Raw genomic sequence first — 15970 nt, forward strand, 5'->3', positions numbered from 1 at the left:
ACAGGAAAGCGAATGACCTTAACGCCGCTGTTAACCGCAGGGCTGGAAACGGCGCTAAATAAGATACTGTATCGCGACCGTGGCCTGAAAGCGGCGCGCCAGCGCCTGTCCGGCAAAAGCCTGCGCATTGAGCTGGCTGAAATAACGCAGCCCTTCATTTTTATCTTCAGTGAGAAGCAGGTTGATGTGCTGTCTGAATGGAGTGATACGCCGGATTGCACGGTGAAAACGCGCCTTGCCACGTTGCCTAAGCTGCGTAACCGTCAGCTGCTCACCGGGCTGATCCGCAGCGGGGAGCTGGAAGTAGAGGGCGATTTGCAGGTGGTGCAACACTTCTCGGCGCTTATCGATCTGGCTGAGCTTGATCCGGCTGAATACCTGTCGCCGTGGATGGGCGATGTTGCTGCTCACGGTATCAGCCAGTTTGGCCGTCGCGGCCTGCAATTTATCCAGGGTGATATTCAGCGTAAGCAACGTTATCTGGGTCAGGCGCTGACCGAAGAGTGGCGTCTGGCACCCGGCGCGCTGGAGATTGCCTGGTTTGCCGAAGAAGTTGACGCCGTCGGGCGCTCTCTGGCGGCACTGGAAGCGCGTATCGACAAGCTGGAGGTCAAATGAGTTTCGGAGAACTCCGCCGTCTTTACTTTATCATCAGCGTATTCCTGAGCTACGGTCTGGACGAATTTATCCCAAAAACCCGCCTGGCGCTTCCGCTGATCCTCTGGCGCAAATGCCTGTTCTGGATCCCCAACCGCCATAAAAATAAGCCGGTTGGCGAACGCCTGCGGCTGGCGATGGAGCAGCTTGGCCCGGTATGGATCAAGCTTGGCCAGATGATGTCCACGCGTCGCGATCTGTTCCCGCCGCTAATTGCCGACCAGTTGGCAATGCTCCAGGACCGCGTGGCACCGTTTGATGGGGTACTGGCTAAGCAGCAGATTGAAGTCTCGCTGGGCTGCCCGGTTGAAACCCATTTTGACGATTTTGACATTACGCCGCTGGCCTCTGCCTCCATCGCTCAGGTTCATACCGCCACGCTGCGGGAGAGTGGTCAAAAAGTGGTGATCAAGGTGATTCGCCCGGACATCCTGCCGGTGATTAAAGCGGATATGAAGCTGATCAACCGCATGGCACGCTGGGTTCCACGACTGCTGCCGGACGGGCGACGCCTGCGACCGCAGGAAGTGGTGGCGGATTATGAAAAAACGCTGATTGACGAGCTTAATCTGCTGCGTGAGGCGGCCAATGCGATTCAGCTGCGACGCAATTTTGACAGCAGCAAAATGCTCTACGTGCCGGAAGTCTACTCGGATTACTGTAGCGAAAACATGATGGTCATGGAGCGCATCTACGGTATTCCCATTTCGGATGTCGTGGCGCTTGAGCAGCACGGCGTCAATATGAAGCTGCTGGCAGAGCGGGGCGTACAGGTGTTCTTTACCCAGGTGTTCCGCGACAGCTTTTTCCACGCGGATATGCATCCGGGCAATATCTTTGTCAGCTATGACCATCCTGAAGACCCGCAGTATATTGGTATTGACTGTGGAATTGTGGGGTCGCTGAACAAAGAGGATAAGCGCTATCTGGCGGAAAACTTTATCGCCTTCTTCAACCGCGATTATCGTAAGGTCGCCGAGCTTCACGTTGATTCCGGCTGGGTTCCACCCGATACCAACGTCGAAGATTTTGAGTTTGCGATTCGCACCGTCTGCGAGCCGATTTTTGAAAAGCCACTGGCGGAAATCTCCTTCGGCCACGTGTTACTGAATTTGTTCAACACCGCGCGCCGCTTCAATATGGAAGTTCAGCCGCAGCTGGTGCTGCTGCAAAAAACGCTGCTCTACGTTGAAGGAGTAGGGCGGCAGCTCTATCCCCAGCTCGACCTGTGGAAAACGGCAAAGCCCTTCCTCGAAGAGTGGATTAAAGATCAGATCGGCATTCCGGCCATCGTCCGGGCGTTGAAAGAGAAAGCGCCTTTCTGGGCGGAAAAGCTGCCTGAGCTGCCGGAGCTGTTCTACGACAGCCTGCGCCAGCATAAACATTTGCAGCATAGCGTTGATAAGCTCACTAACGATCTGAAAAGCGAGCGGGTGAGGCACAACCAGTCCCGCTATCTCTTCGGCATTGGCGCGACGCTGCTGCTGGCCGGGACGGCGGTTTTACTGACCCGGCCTGACTGGGATCTGTTCTCCGCAGCAATGATCGCCGGTGGTCTGGTGAGCTGGCTGATAGGCTGGCGCAGAACCGACTGATTGTCACGAAAGGTAAAGAGGCCCCGGCCGTGGGGGTTAGCGCATCGTCACCGCGGCCGTAGCTGTTATATACTGCAAAACGGGCATTACAACTCATCTGAGGCAAAATTATGGGCGGTATCAGTATCTGGCAATTATTAATCATTGCCGTCATCGTAGTTCTTCTGTTTGGTACTAATAAACTGCGTAATCTGGGTTCCGATCTCGGGTCTTCCATCAAAGGCTTCAAGAAAGCCATGGGTGATGAAGACGAGAAAGAGAAAGAAAAAAATCATGCTCATGATGCTGATTTCAATGCCACTCTGGCAGACAAACAGCAGACGGAAGCGAAGAAAGAAGACGTTAAGAACGACAAGGTATAATCCGTGTTCGACATAGGCTTTAGTGAACTGATACTGGTTTTCGTTATCGGGCTGGTGGTGCTGGGTCCCCAGCGTTTACCTGTGGCGGTGAGAACCGTCGTGGGCTGGATCCGCGCGCTTCGTTCGATGGCATCCAGCGTACAAAATGAGCTGGCGCAGGAACTTAAGCTACAGGAGCTACAGGACAGCCTGCGTAAAGTGGAAGAGGCCAGTAAGAACAGCCTCACTCCCGAGCTGAAGGCCTCGATGGAGGAGCTGAAGCAGTCGGCTGAATCCATGAAACGTTCCTACCTGGGCGAGAATGAAAAAGCCGACGATGTGGCTCACACCATTCATAATCCGCTGGTGAAAAACGCGGAAGCGGCGCACGAAGGCGTCACGCCAGCAGAAGCCGAACATCATGTGAGCGCGCCCGCACAGGCACCCGAGCAGGCTGAGGCTAACGCTCATCCTGCTGTCGCGCCTGAGGCTGCGGTCAACGCTCAGCCCGCGCACGATGCTGCCGTTCAGGCATCTGAGCAGCCGGAGGTTTATGGGCAACCGGCATCAACGGTCGGGGTGACCGCACAGGCCGCTGCGCCTGCTCAGTCACCTGCACCCGTCAGCGCGGCATCCGCAACCACGGCAGCAGTGACGGGCGATGCTCCTCNGGTGACCGCACAGGCCGCTGCGCCTGCTCAGTCACCTGCACCCGTCAGCGCGGCATCCGCAACCACGGCAGCAGTGACGGGCGATGCTCCTCACCTCTCAAGCCGTGCCCCTGCATCCACCACTCAACCGGGCAATAAGCGATAACCATGGCTGTTGAAGATACCCAACCGCTTATCAGTCATCTGATTGAACTGCGTAAGCGCCTGCTGAACTGTATTATTGCCGTATTGGGCATTTTTATGTGCCTGGCCTGGTTTTCCAACGATATCTATCAGCTGGTCTCTGCCCCGCTGATCAAACAGATGCCGGCTGGGGCCAGTATGATTGCCACCGACGTGGCTTCACCGTTTTTTACCCCGATCAAACTGACGATTATCGTCTCGGTCTTCCTGGCCGTACCGGTGATCCTCTATCAGATTTGGGCGTTTATCGCGCCAGCGCTCTACCGTCATGAACGCAAACTGGTTATGCCGCTGCTGTTTTCCAGTTCATTCCTATTCTATATCGGCATGGCTTTCGCCTATTTTATTGTCTTTCCGCTGGCCTTTGGCTTTTTCGCCAAGACGGCACCGCAGGGCGTACTGATTGCCACCGACATCAACAATTATCTCGATTTTGTGATGTCGCTATTTATGGCCTTCGGTGTCTCTTTCGAGGTGCCGATTGCTATCGTCCTGATCTGCTGGACCGGTCTGACGACCCCGGAAGATTTGAAAAAAAAGCGCCCGTACGTGTTGGTGGGTGCCTTCGTGGTGGGGATGCTGTTAACGCCGCCTGACGTCTTCTCGCAAACGTTGCTGGCTATTCCGATGTACTGCCTGTTCGAGATTGGCGTTTTCTTCGCACGCTTCTACGTGGGCAAACGGCGCCGGGACGATCTACAGGAAGAGGACGAAGCAGAGTGACAGAGAGGCTCTGATCTAACGCCTTGCGTTCAACTCAATTTCGTAAACCGCCCGTCAGGGCGGTTTACGTTTGGAATACGGTATGTTTGATATTGGTGTAAATCTGACCAGTACCCAGTTCGCGAAGGATCGTGACAGCGTAGTAAAACGTGCTCAACAGGCGGGGATTACTGGCCTGCTGCTGACCGGTACCAACGCACTTGAAAGCCAGCAGGCACAAAGCCTTGCCGCCCGCCGCCCCGGCTACTGCTGGTCTACCGCCGGTGTCCATCCTCATCATGCCGCCGAATGGTCTGCTGAAACGGCTGCCACGCTCAAAAGGCTGGCGGAGAGTGAGCAGGTGGTGGCCATCGGCGAGTGCGGTCTGGACTTCAACCGCAATATTTCTGAGCCTGAGCAGCAGGTTTATGCATTCAATGCGCAGCTGAAGCTGGCTGCTGAACTGGCGATGCCGGTTTTTCTCCACTGTCGTGAAGCCCATGACCGCTTTCTTGACGTATTGACGCCATGGCTGCCAATGCTGCCCGGTGCGGTGGTTCACTGCTTTACCGGGACACAGTCAGAGCTTGAAGCCTGTCTGGCGGCGGGCCTCTATATCGGTATTACCGGCTGGGTGTGTGATGAACGGCGCGGTACAGAATTGCGTAGCCTGATGCCGTTAATTCCGGCCGACAGGTTGCTGCTGGAAACGGACGCGCCCTGGCTGCTACCCCGCGATATGCGACCCAGGCCCCCCTCAAGGCGCAATGAGCCCTGCTTTCTTCCTCATATAGTGCAGCAGGTTGCCGCGCTAAGGGGAGAAGAAGCGGAGAGTCTGGGGCAGCAGTGTGACCGCAACGCGCGCCGGTTATTCCGGCTGGCGGAGTAGGGCTGGATGGCCCTAAGGCGCAGATAGTAGCGGAGTCAGTTAGCGAGCCATAAGGTCGGTCAGCGCGATACGTTGAGGGAGCAGATAAGCGTTACAGCTTCTGGAATTGCAGATTGTCCACGCTGCGTACAATCTGCTTATTGAGCAGGTTAAGCAGCAGCATTGATCGCGCCTCACCGTCGGGTTCGGTGAAGATGGCTTTGAGTCCTTCAAAGGCACCGTCGGTGATCAACACCATGTCACCCGGCAGCGGCAGGTCAGGATCAAGCAGGCAGGCAGCGGGCTGCGTCTCCAGCGCGGTAATGACATCCTGCGGCACGGTGGCGGGCTGCGTACCAAAGCGAACAAAATGGCTGACGCCCCGCGTAGCGCTGATGGTGGTGGTGTGGATCGACTCGGGGTCGAACTCAATAAAGAGATAGTTAGGAAACAGAGGTTCTTTCACCTGAGTGCGCTTTCCGCGAACCAATTTCTCTAGTGCAATCATTGGGCTGAGACAATGCACCGCCTGGCGCTCAAGATGTTCTTTTGCGCGAAGCAGCTGGCCACGTTTGCAGTAAAGTAAATACCAGGATTCCATAACGTCACTTTTTGATAATCAGGCCGCTAAGAATACCAAACTCGCCGCGAGAGTCATAGCTGGTTCAAGGTGAGATGCGGCCTGAACGAAATTCTGCCTGGCCCAAACCTGTTATGCAATCCTGTAAATTAACGGAATAACGTCGAAATAACTGGTACTGATATTTGTTGATGCGAATAGTGGTTGAATTTGTTTATGCAGATGCCGGTTGGAAATGTAATCCCTTTGCTGTCTACGAGCGACCTCGCATTGGCTTCGAAAAACTCAGCACAGCGTCCGAATCATCCCTATAATGGCCAATTCACTGACCCAATTGATGAGAAGTCATGAAATACCACGACTTACGCGATTTTCTGTCACTGCTTGAGCAACGCGGGGACCTGAAACGTATTAAACACGAGATCGACCCCTGCCTGGAAATGACTGAAATTGCCGACCGCACACTGCGGGCGGGCGGGCCTGCGCTGCTCTTCGAAAACCCCAAAGGCTACAGTATGCCGGTACTGTGCAATCTTTTCGGTACGCCGGAAAGGGTGGCATTGGGGATGGGACAGGAGAGCGTTTCGGCGCTGCGTGAAGTAGGACGCCTGCTGGCCTTTCTGAAAGAGCCCGAGCCTCCGCGCGGTTTCCGTGACTTCTTTGATAAAATGCCGCAGTGGAAGCAGGTGTTGAATATGCCGACCAAACGCCTGCGGGATGCCCCCTGTCAGCAGCAAATCTGGCAGGGCGACGAGGTGGATTTACATCAGATCCCGGTGATGAAGTGCTGGCCTGAAGATGCGGCGCCGCTGATCACCTGGGGGCTGACGGTAACGCGCGGCCCAAATAAAGAACGGCAAAACCTGGGTATCTATCGCCAGCAGGTCATTGGCAAGAACAAACTGATTATGCGCTGGCTTTCTCATCGCGGCGGCGCGCTCGATTTTCAGGAGTGGTGTCAGCAGCATCCCGGTGAGCGTTTCCCGGTTTCCGTCGCGCTGGGGGCCGACCCCGCTACCATTCTCGGTGCCGTTACGCCGGTTCCGGACACGCTATCCGAGTATGCCTTTGCCGGGCTGCTTCGCGGCACGAAATCCGAAGTGGTTAAGTGTATCTCCAACGACCTGGAAGTCCCCGCCAGCGCTGAGATTGTGCTGGAGGGATACATTGAGCAGGGCGAACTGGCCCCGGAAGGCCCCTATGGCGATCACACCGGTTATTATAATGAAATAGATAATTTTCCGGTTTTCACCGTAACCCATATCACACAGCGCCGCGATGCCATCTATCATTCAACCTATACGGGACGTCCACCCGATGAACCCGCCGTGCTGGGTGTGGCGCTGAACGAAGTCTTTGTTCCCATTCTGCAAAAGCAGTTTCCTGAAATTGTTGATTTTTACCTGCCTCCTGAGGGATGCTCATATCGCCTGGCGGTGGTAACCATTAAAAAGCAGTATGCGGGGCATGCCAAGCGGGTAATGATGGGAGTCTGGTCTTTCCTGCGGCAGTTTATGTATACCAAGTTTGTTATTGTTTGCGATGATGACGTCAACGCTCGCGACTGGAATGATGTTATCTGGGCCATTACCACGCGTATGGATCCGGCACGAGATACGGTTCTGGTAGAGAATACGCCCATTGATTATCTGGACTTCGCCTCGCCGGTTTCCGGGCTGGGTTCTAAGATGGGACTTGATGCAACCAATAAGTGGCCGGGAGAAACCCAGCGCGAATGGGGACGTCCGATTCAAAAGGATCCCGCAGTAACCGCTCATATTGATGCGATCTGGGATGAACTGGGCATTTTAAGTGACAGGCCTGCGCGCGACGCTGCGTCCGGCAAATGAATTCGACCCGACAGAGGGAACGCATGACAACGTTAAGCTGTAAAGTGACCTCGGTAGAGGCGATTACCGATACCGTATACCGAGTTCGTATGGTGCCGGAAGCTGATTTCAGCTTCAAAGCGGGCCAGTATTTGATGGTCGTGATGGATGAGCGCGATAAACGCCCGTTTTCGCTGGCCTCCACGCCGATGGAAAAAGACATTATTGAACTGCATATCGGCGCGTCGGAGCTGAATCTCTATGCCATGGCAGTAATGGAGCGTATTCAGGAACAGCGGAAAATAACCGTGGATATTCCCCACGGCGACGCCTGGCTGCGCGAAGAGGGCGATCGTCCTCTGGTGCTTATCGCCGGTGGCACGGGCTTTTCCTATGCGCGCTCCATTCTGCTGACTGCGCTATCACAGCGCCCCGACCGGCATATTGCCCTCTACTGGGGTGGACGTGAGCTCAAGCACCTGTACGATCTGGAAGAACTGGACGCGCTGGCGGTAAAACACCCCCATCTGAAAGTCATCCCGGTTGTCGAGCAGCCTGAAGCCGGCTGGGAAGGGCGTAACGGAACGGTCTTAACCGCAGTAATGAATGATTATGGCAGTCTTGCCGATCAGGATATTTATATTGCAGGTCGTTTTGAAATGGCCAAAATCGCCCGGGAACGCTTCTGTGCCGAACGCGCTGCAAAAGAAGACCGGATGTTTGGTGATGCCTTCGCCTTTATGTAAAGGCCGCATCTCTGGCGAAGCCCTCGCCGTTATGTAAAGACCGCATCTCTGGTGAAGCCCTCGCCTTACTATTAAGGTTGAGGGCGTGCCAGTAGCGTTCTTCCCCTTATCAGGCTCTTTCAAAGATCGTCGCGATCCCTTGCCCCAACCCAATACACATTGTCGCCAGGCCAAACTGCGCATCGCGACGCTCCATCAGATTAAGCAGGGTGGTGCTGATCCGCGCACCGGAACAGCCAAGCGGATGACCCAGTGCGATAGCGCCGCCGTTCAGATTCACTTTATCATCCAGCACTTCCTCTAATCCCAGATCCCTGATGCAGGGTAGCGTCTGCGCGGCAAAGGCTTCGTTAAGCTCGAAAATGCCGATGTCACTGACGTTCAGACCCGCCCGTTTCAGCGCCAGCCTGGAAGCGGGAACCGGCCCGTACCCCATGATTGACGGATCGCATCCAACCACGGCCATTGATTTAATCCAGGCTCTCGGCTGCAGGCCCAGCTCCCGCGCACGCGTTTCACTGAGGATCAGCATGGCTGCCGCGCCATCTGACAGGGCAGATGAGCTGCCTGCCGTTACCGTGCCGTTAACCGGATCAAAGGCAGGGCGCAACGCAGCCAGACCGGCCACGGTGGTATCCGCACGAATCACCTCATCCGTATCATAGCGCTTCAGTATACCTTCAGCATCATGCCCGCTGGTCGCGACGATCTCACTGGCAAAATGGCCCGCCTGCGTGGCATTCCAGGCCCTCTGATGTGAGCGGGCCGCAAAGGCATCCTGCATTTCCCGGCTGATATGATGCATGCGCGCCAGCATCTCGGCCGTCAGCCCCATCATTCCCGCAGCTTTGGCGACGGTTTTACTCAGGCCCGGATGAAAGTCGACGCCGTGACTCATGGGGACGTGGCCCATATGTTCAACGCCGCCAATCAGGCAGGCGGTGGCATCGCCGACCATAATGGCGCGTGCCGCGTCATGAAGGGCCTGCATTGAGGATCCACAAAGACGGTTAACCGTGGTAGCCGGGACGCGGTGGGGGATTTCTGCCAGCAGGGCAGCGTTACGCGCGATGTTAAACCCCTGTTCCAGGGTTTGCTGGACGCAGCCCCAGTAAATATCATCCAGATCTTCCGCCTGTAGGGCGGGATTACGGCTCAGCAGGCTTCGCATCAGATGGGCCGAGAGATCTTCCGCCCTGACGTGGCGATACGCGCCGCCTTTAGAGCGCCCCATTGGCGTACGGACGGCATCAACAATGACTACTTTTTCCATTTTGCTATCCTTATGCCGTTTTCAGCGCGGCGTCGTGGAGTGATTCTGCCCGGGGATACCAGCTCTCATTATTCCTGGCCTTGTCAACCAGGCCCAAAGGCGGGTTATACAGTGCGCCAAGGTGAGAAAGCTGTTCCGCCTGAACAATGACGCATGCACTGCCGAGCGTGTCGAGATAGCGAAAAACGCCGCCGTGGAACGGTGGAAATCCCAGTCCGTATACCAGGGCGATATCCGCTTCAGCCGGAGAGGCAATAATTTTCTCCTCCAGGCAGCGAATAACCTCATTAATCATCGGGATCATCATGCGTGAGATAATTTCCTCGTCGGTAAAGACGCGCGTGGGCTGGCATACGCTGCGCAGCAGTGCTTCTGCCGCAGGATCGGCGATCTTCTTCTGCTTACCCCGACTGTCAGTTTCCCAACGATAAAAACCCAGCTGGTTTTTCTGACCAAAGCGTTTGGCATCAAACAGCACATCAATCGCGTCGCGATACGTTTTGCTCATCCGGTCAGGAAAGCCTTCTGCCATGACATGCTGTGCATGGTGCGCCGTGTCGATACCGACCACGTCCAGTAACCATGCCGGCCCCATTGGCCAGCCAAACTGTTTCTCCATGACCTTATCAATCTGACGGTAGTCCGCTCCGTCGCGGAGCAGCAGGCTGAAGCTAGCAAAATAGGGGAACAGCACGCGGTTGACGAAGAAACCAGGGCAGTCATTAACGATAATGGGCGTTTTCCCCATCTTACTGGCCCAGGCGACGACCTTAGCCAGCGTGGCCTCGGCGGTTTTTTCGCCGCGAATCACCTCAACCAGTGGCATACGGTGAACGGGGTTAAAGAAATGCATACCGCAGAAGTTTTCTGGCCGCTGAAGCGCGTTAGCCAGCTGGCTAATAGGAATGGTGGAGGTATTTGAGGCCATAATGGCGTCCTGGCGAATATGTCCTTCGGTTTCGGCCAGCACGGCGGCTTTAACCTGAGGGTTTTCCACCACCGCCTCAACCACGATATCGGCACGCTCAAAGTCGGCATAGTGAAGAACAGGCTGGATGGTACCCAGTATGCGGGCCAGTTTTATCCCGTCGATCTTTCCGCGCGTCAGCTGCTGATTCAATAATCTTCCCGCCTCTTTCATCCCCAGTTCAAGGGAGGTGGGATTGATATCCTTCATCGTAACCGGAACGCCTTTCCAGGCAGACTGCCAGGCAATGCCGCCGCCCATGATGCCTGCGCCCAGCACCGCCACCTGCTTTGGCGTGTCGACATTGCGCGTCAGCTTTTTCGCCTTCGCCTTGACGGCCTGATCGTTAAGGAAAATGCCGACCAGCGCGCGGGCTTCCTTCGATCCCGCCAGCGGCACAAACGCCTGCGTTTCCAGCCTGAGTGCCTCATCACGCCCCAGGCCAGCCGCAGCTTCAATCGTTTTTACCGCCGTCAGCGGGGCGGGGTAGTGTTTACCGGCGGTTTGCAGCACCAGGCTTTTTGCAATGCTAAAGCTCATCGTGGCTTCGGTTTTGCTGAGCTTGAGCTTCGTAAGCTTAGGCTGACGGCGCGCGCGCCAGTCCTGCCTGCCCGCGATGGCGTCGCGCAGAATAGCTAACGCGGCGTCCTGTAATTTATCGTCATTCACTACGGCATCGACCAGCCCCAGCGCCAGCGCACGCGCGGCGTCAACGTCTTTCCCGGCGGTGATAATTTCCAGCGCGCTGTCAGCGCCCAGCAGGCGCGGTAGCCTGACTGAACCGCCAAAGCCGGGCATGATGCCCAGTTTGGTTTCCGGCAGGCCAATGTGGGCGTCCGCGGTGGCAATGCGGAAATCCGTTGCCAGCACACATTCACAGCCTCCTCCCAGCGCGTAGCCGCGGATGGCGGAAAGCGTAGGAACCGGCAGATCCTCCAGCCGGTTAAATATGCCGTTAGCGACGTTCAGCCATTCGGTCAGTTTCTCTGCGGGGGCGGCAAACAGCGACAGGAACTCGGTAATATCCGCACCCACAATAAAAGCGGGCTTGCGCGTGCTCAGCAGGAGCGCTTTCAGTTCCGACTGGTTTTCAAGCACCGTAATCGCCTCGCCAAGGCTGGTAACGGTGCGGGTATCCAGCTTATTGACGGAACCGGGCGCATCAAACGCCAGCTCGGCGATGCCATCTTCCAGCCAGTTTAGGGTCAGGGTGTCGCCTTGGTAGAGCATGTCTTTCTCCTGAGCAGCGATAAGGGGATCTGGTCATACCAGATGATCGAGAGTGTGGAAGGGATGTTAATTATTTGCAAACGAGAGTTTGCTTATTTGCAAACAAGATCACAGCCGTGGCAAAACGGCAACGTGGAACAGGCTGTGTTAAGATGCGATCAATTTCGCGATAACGGAGTGAAGGCTGTGGAAACGTTGGTAAACCTTTATCATGATCATATAAAAGTCCTGCAAACCCGCGCCCAGCAGGTGCTCGCACGTTTTGAACTCGATGCCATGCTGATCCACTCGGGAGAGCTGTTAACGGTCTTCCTGGATGACCATACCTACCCCTTTAAGGTAAACCCACAGTTTAAAGCCTGGCTGCCGGTTACGTCGGTACCTCACTGCTGGCTGTGGATAGACGGGGTAAACAAACCTAAGCTTTGGTTCTATTCTCCCGTGGACTACTGGCATAAGGTTGAACCCCTGCCGCAAAGCTTCTGGACCAGTGAGATGGAGATCGTTGCGCTGAGAAATGCCGACGATATTAATCAGCTACTGCCCGCTCAGCGCCAGAACGTTGCCTACATTGGCCCGGTGCCGGAGCGCGCCTCGCAAATCGGCATTAAATCGGCATCGGTCAACCCGCAGGGCGTGATTGATTTCCTGCACTATCACCGTGCTTACAAAACCGATTATGAGCTCTACTGCATGCGTCAGGCACAGAAGAGCGCCGTAACCGGACATCGCGCGGCGAAAGAGGCTTTTCTTTCGGGCATGAGCGAGTTTGACATCAATGTCGCCTATCTCAGTGCGACAGGGCATCGCGATATTGACGTTCCCTATGGCAATATTGTTGCCCTAAACGAGCACGCGTCCATTCTACACTACACCCAACTCGACCATTTGCCGCCCGAGCAGTCGCGCAGTTTTCTACTCGATGCTGGCACCGAATACAACGGCTACGCGGCGGATTTGACGCGAACCTATGCCGCTCACGGCGACAGTGAATTTGCCCAGCTGATTAAAGATATGAATAGCGAAGAGCTGGCGCTGATTGGCACCATGAAAGCCGGCGTGCGCTACACCGAATATCATCAGCAAATGCATCAGCGACTCGCCAGACTGTTAGTTAAGCATCAGCTGATCAAAGGGCTAAGCGAAGAGGCTATCGTTGCTAACGATCTGACCGGGCCGTTTATGCCGCACGGCATTGGTCATCCGCTTGGGCTTCAGGTCCATGACGTTGCGGGCTTTATGCAGGATGATTCCGGTACGCACCTCGCTGCTCCCCGCCAGTATCCCTGGCTGCGCTGCACGCGGATCATGGAGCCGCGTATGGTGGTGACCATTGAACCCGGCCTCTATTTTATCGACTCCCTGCTGGCACCCTGGCGTGAAGGTAAGTTCAGTCAGCACTTTGACTGGGGGCGTATTGATGCGCTGAAACCCTACGGCGGTATCCGTATTGAGGATAACATCGTGATTCACCCGCATAGCGTGGAAAATATGACGCGCGATCTTAAACTGGCCTGATGAACGCCTATGACATTCCCGCAGAGCCTTTAAGCTTTAGCGAGGAGATTAAGAAAAGCCGTTTTATTACCCTCATTACCCATACCGATGGGTTAGAGGCCGCCCGCGCCTGCGTGCAGCAGGCCAGGCGGGACCATCCTGCCGCGCGACACCACTGCTGGGCCTGGGTTGCGGGCGCGCCCTCAGATTCCCAGCAGTTGGGCTTCTCAGATGATGGTGAGCCTTCAGGGACTGCGGGAAAACCGATGCTTGCTCAGCTAATGGGTAACAACATTGGCGAAATCACCGCGGTGGTGGTGCGTTACTATGGCGGCATCCAGCTTGGCACGGGTGGACTGGTCAAAGCCTACGGCGGCGGTGTACAGCAGGCGTTAAAGCTGTTGGTGCGTCAGCAGAAGGTCCCGATGCTCAACTTCTCCCTCACCTGCGACTATGCTCAGCTGGCTGAGATTGAGAGGATGATAATTCGCTTTCATGGTCAACTGTTGCAAAGTGACTTCGTGCAGCACGTCGCACTCACGCTGGCATTGCCCCATTCGCAGGTTGCCGGCTTTGCCCAGAACCTTACCGATTTCAGCAGAGGGGCGCTGACGCTGGCTCCGCTCAAATAATTTCAATACTGTCAGGAAAGGAAAGGCTGAATGCATTTTCGTGCCATTACCCGCATTGTGGGTTTGCTGGTTATTTTGTTCTCGGGAACCATGATTGTCCCCGGCCTGGTCGCACTCCTCTATCGGGATGGCGCGGGACGAGCCTTCGCGCAGACCTTTTTTATGGCGCTGATCATCGGATCGCTATTGTGGTGGCCTAACCGTAAACAGAAGAGTGAGCTTAAACCCCGTGAGGGCTTCCTGATTGTGGTGCTGTTCTGGACCGTTCTGGGGAGCGTAGGGGCGATGCCCTTTATCTTCGCTGAACACCCTAATCTTTCCGTGACCGATGCCTTTTTTGAATCCTTCTCAGGACTGACCACCACCGGGGCGACCACGCTGGTGGGTCTTGATTCGTTGCCTAAGGCGATCCTCTTTTATCGGCAGATGCTGCAATGGCTTGGCGGTATGGGGATTATTGTGCTGGCGGTTGCCATTCTGCCTATCCTCGGCGTCGGGGGGATGCAGCTTTATCGTGCCGAAATGCCCGGGCCGCTGAAGGATAACAAAATGCGGCCGCGCATTGCCGAAACGGCCAAAACGCTGTGGCTGATCTATGTGTTGCTGACGGTCATTTGTGCCCTGGCGCTCTGGCTGGCGGGCATGCCGTTGTTCGATGCCATAGGACACAGCTTTTCAACTATTGCCATCGGCGGCTTTTCTACTCACGATGCCAGCATTGGTTATTTTAACAGCCCAACCATTAATACCATTATTGCTATCTTCCTGCTGATCTCCGGCTGTAACTACGGTCTGCATTTCTCACTGCTGAGTGGCCGAAACCTGCGGGTGTACTGGCGCGATCCTGAGTTCCGCATGTTTATCGGCGTTCAGATTACGCTGGTCATTATCTGTACTCTGGTGCTGTGGTGGCATAACGTTTATGCCAGCGGGATGCAGACGCTTAATCAGGCGTTTTTTCAGGTGGTATCGATGGCCACCACCGCAGGCTTTACCACGGACAGTATCGCCCGCTGGCCTTTATTCCTGCCTGTCCTGCTGCTGTGCTCTGCATTTATAGGGGGCTGCGCCGGTTCGACAGGTGGGGGACTGAAGGTTATCCGTATCCTGCTGCTTTTCAAACAGGGGTCTCGCGAGCTGAAAAGGCTGGTCCATCCCAATGCGGTTTACACCATTAAGCTGGGGCCGCGCGCGCTGCCGGAACGCATCCTTGAAGCCGTATGGGGATTTTTCTCGGCCTATGCGCTGGTGTTCCTTCTGAGCATGCTCGCGATTATCGCCACGGGCGTCGATAATTTTTCCGCTTTTGCGGCGGTAGCGGCTACGCTAAATAACCTTGGGCCGGGTTTAGGGGTGGTGGCGGATAACTTCACCACAATGAATGATACGGCGAAATGGATTTTGATCCTGACGATGCTTTTTGGCCGCCTTGAGGTCTTTACGCTGTTAGTCCTGTTCACGCCTACTTTCTGGCGCGAATAACCGAGTTGAGTACATATATGAAAGCGTTAATCCTTTTTTCCAGCCGTGATGGCCAGACCCGACAAATTGCGGCAACGATCGCAAACACGCTTAAAGAGCGTCAGGAGTGCGACCTCGTCAATATTTTGCATGCGTCTTCGGTTGACTGGTCGCAATACGATCGCGTACTGATTGGCGCATCAATCCGTTATGGGCACTTCCATCCTCAGGTTGCCAAATTCGTTAAGCAAAACCTTGCCGAAATGCGTCAGCGAGTCAGCGGCTTCTTCTCGGTGAACCTGACGGCCCGTAAACCGGAAAAGCGCACGCCTCAGACGAATGCCTACACGCGCAAGTTTTTGTTGCAGTCGCCCTGGGAGCCGGACTGCTGCGCGGTCTTTGCCGGCGCGCTGCGCTATCCACGCTATGGCTTCTTTGATCGCATCATGATTCAGCTCATTATGCGGATGACCGGCGGTGAAACCGATGCCAGTAAAGAAGTTGAGTACACAAACTGGGATCAGGTGAACCGTTTTGCGCATGAATTTGCTGCATTAACCGGCAAAATGTAGTTAAAAGAGGCGCTTTGTTGAAAAATGACGCTGTCAGTTATTTATTTCTAATAAACACTTGTCAGCCGTCAGGAACTCCCTATAATGCGCCTCCATCGACACGGAACAACGGCTTACAGGCCGCCGGGTTGAGAGGGTCAGGAAGCTGAACCGCCGGAGAAAAACT

14 protein-coding genes and 1 pseudogene are annotated in these 15970 nt (G+C 55.3%); 12 read left to right on the forward strand and 3 right to left on the reverse strand.

The genetic code is table 11. From position 1 onward, the window contains the following. The first annotated feature begins 12 nt into the window (after positions 1-12). The 6 genes and pseudogenes from A1830_RS18840 to tatD all read left to right on the forward strand — a co-directional run bounded on the left by A1830_RS18840 (position 13) and on the right by tatD (position 5038). The gene (locus A1830_RS18840) at positions 13-618 is read left to right on the forward strand and encodes a ubiquinone biosynthesis protein UbiJ (RefSeq protein WP_067709792.1); all 606 of its coding nucleotides are present in this window, start codon (positions 13-15) and stop codon (positions 616-618) included. After that, a complete protein-coding gene (gene ubiB, locus A1830_RS18845) occupies positions 615-2252 on the forward strand; it encodes a ubiquinone biosynthesis regulatory protein kinase UbiB (protein ID WP_067709794.1) in 1638 nt (545 codons plus the stop codon). The genes A1830_RS18840 and ubiB overlap by 4 nt, the downstream gene beginning before the upstream one ends. A gap of 110 nt (positions 2253-2362) precedes the next feature. Then, a complete protein-coding gene (tatA, locus tag A1830_RS18850) occupies positions 2363-2614 on the forward strand; it encodes a Sec-independent protein translocase subunit TatA (RefSeq protein ID WP_067709797.1) in 252 nt (83 codons plus the stop codon). Between the two features lie 3 nt (positions 2615-2617). After that, a pseudogene (tatB, locus tag A1830_RS23505) lies at positions 2618-3232 on the forward strand (Sec-independent protein translocase protein TatB); the annotation flags it as partial. Between the two features lie 179 nt (positions 3233-3411). After that, entirely contained in the window at positions 3412-4170 is a 759-nt protein-coding gene (tatC, locus tag A1830_RS18860) for a Sec-independent protein translocase subunit TatC (protein WP_067709801.1), read from the forward strand. An 82-nt stretch (positions 4171-4252) separates the two neighbouring features. Continuing rightward, positions 4253-5038 carry a 3'-5' ssDNA/RNA exonuclease TatD gene (gene tatD / locus A1830_RS18865; protein WP_067709804.1) on the forward strand — a complete coding sequence of 262 codons (786 nt, stop codon included), beginning with the start codon at positions 4253-4255 and terminating at the stop codon, positions 5036-5038. Positions 5039-5129: 91 nt separating this feature from the next. Here the strand turns inward: tatD and rfaH are convergent, their stop codons facing one another. Continuing rightward, on the reverse strand, positions 5130-5618 hold the full coding sequence (gene rfaH, locus A1830_RS18870; RefSeq protein ID WP_067709806.1) for a transcription/translation regulatory transformer protein RfaH: 489 nt from the start codon (positions 5616-5618) through the stop codon (positions 5130-5132). Between the two features lie 326 nt (positions 5619-5944). Between rfaH and ubiD the strand changes: the two genes are divergently transcribed. After that, on the forward strand, positions 5945-7447 hold the full coding sequence (ubiD, locus tag A1830_RS18875; protein ID WP_067709809.1) for a 4-hydroxy-3-polyprenylbenzoate decarboxylase: 1503 nt from the start codon (positions 5945-5947) through the stop codon (positions 7445-7447). Positions 7448-7470: 23 nt separating this feature from the next. Next, a complete protein-coding gene (fre, locus tag A1830_RS18880) occupies positions 7471-8172 on the forward strand; it encodes an NAD(P)H-flavin reductase (RefSeq protein WP_067709811.1) in 702 nt (233 codons plus the stop codon). A gap of 109 nt (positions 8173-8281) precedes the next feature. Here fre and fadA read toward each other — a convergent pair whose 3' ends face one another. Beyond that, the gene (gene fadA / locus A1830_RS18885; RefSeq protein ID WP_067709813.1) at positions 8282-9445 is read right to left on the reverse strand and encodes an acetyl-CoA C-acyltransferase FadA; all 1164 of its coding nucleotides are present in this window, start codon (positions 9443-9445) and stop codon (positions 8282-8284) included. 10 nt (positions 9446-9455) lie between these two features. Beyond that, positions 9456-11642 (reverse strand): fatty acid oxidation complex subunit alpha FadB, encoded by a 2187-nt coding sequence (gene fadB, locus A1830_RS18890; RefSeq protein WP_067709817.1) that lies wholly within the window; start codon positions 11640-11642, stop codon positions 9456-9458. Positions 11643-11828: 186 nt separating this feature from the next. Here fadB and pepQ point away from each other — a divergent pair, with 186 nt between their 5' ends. From pepQ to hemG, 4 genes are read left to right on the forward strand one after another with little or no spacing between them, the layout of a single operon-like run. After that, positions 11829-13160 carry a Xaa-Pro dipeptidase gene (gene pepQ / locus A1830_RS18895; protein ID WP_067709819.1) on the forward strand — a complete coding sequence of 444 codons (1332 nt, stop codon included), beginning with the start codon at positions 11829-11831 and terminating at the stop codon, positions 13158-13160. After that, positions 13160-13771 (forward strand): IMPACT family protein, encoded by a 612-nt coding sequence (locus A1830_RS18900; RefSeq protein WP_067709821.1) that lies wholly within the window; start codon positions 13160-13162, stop codon positions 13769-13771. Before pepQ ends, A1830_RS18900 begins: the two co-directional genes overlap by 1 nt. Positions 13772-13801: 30 nt before the next feature. After that, entirely contained in the window at positions 13802-15253 is a 1452-nt protein-coding gene (gene trkH / locus A1830_RS18905) for a Trk system potassium transporter TrkH (protein WP_067709823.1), read from the forward strand. Between the two features lie 17 nt (positions 15254-15270). Then, on the forward strand, positions 15271-15804 hold the full coding sequence (gene hemG, locus A1830_RS18910; RefSeq protein WP_067709825.1) for a menaquinone-dependent protoporphyrinogen IX dehydrogenase: 534 nt from the start codon (positions 15271-15273) through the stop codon (positions 15802-15804). Positions 15805-15970 lie beyond the last annotated feature (166 nt).

This window comes from Erwinia sp. ErVv1 (assembly GCF_900068895.1).
Lineage (GTDB): Bacteria > Pseudomonadota > Gammaproteobacteria > Enterobacterales > Enterobacteriaceae > Erwinia.

Coding starts and splice junctions, on each gene's coding strand:
- hemG (WP_067709825.1), top strand. CDS start 15,271: ATGAAAGCGTTAATCCTTTTTTCCAGCCGTGATGGCCAGACCCGACAA.
- rfaH (WP_067709806.1), bottom strand. CDS start 5,618: ATGGAATCCTGGTATTTACTTTACTGCAAACGTGGCCAGCTGCTTCGC.
- ubiB (WP_067709794.1), top strand. CDS start 615: ATGAGTTTCGGAGAACTCCGCCGTCTTTACTTTATCATCAGCGTATTC.
- tatD (WP_067709804.1), top strand. CDS start 4,253: ATGTTTGATATTGGTGTAAATCTGACCAGTACCCAGTTCGCGAAGGAT.
- A1830_RS18900 (WP_067709821.1), top strand. CDS start 13,160: ATGAACGCCTATGACATTCCCGCAGAGCCTTTAAGCTTTAGCGAGGAG.
- fre (WP_067709811.1), top strand. CDS start 7,471: ATGACAACGTTAAGCTGTAAAGTGACCTCGGTAGAGGCGATTACCGAT.
- tatA (WP_067709797.1), top strand. CDS start 2,363: ATGGGCGGTATCAGTATCTGGCAATTATTAATCATTGCCGTCATCGTA.
- trkH (WP_067709823.1), top strand. CDS start 13,802: ATGCATTTTCGTGCCATTACCCGCATTGTGGGTTTGCTGGTTATTTTG.
- fadA (WP_067709813.1), bottom strand. CDS start 9,445: ATGGAAAAAGTAGTCATTGTTGATGCCGTCCGTACGCCAATGGGGCGC.
- A1830_RS18840 (WP_067709792.1), top strand. CDS start 13: ATGACCTTAACGCCGCTGTTAACCGCAGGGCTGGAAACGGCGCTAAAT.
- fadB (WP_067709817.1), bottom strand. CDS start 11,642: ATGCTCTACCAAGGCGACACCCTGACCCTAAACTGGCTGGAAGATGGC.
- ubiD (WP_067709809.1), top strand. CDS start 5,945: ATGAAATACCACGACTTACGCGATTTTCTGTCACTGCTTGAGCAACGC.
- tatC (WP_067709801.1), top strand. CDS start 3,412: ATGGCTGTTGAAGATACCCAACCGCTTATCAGTCATCTGATTGAACTG.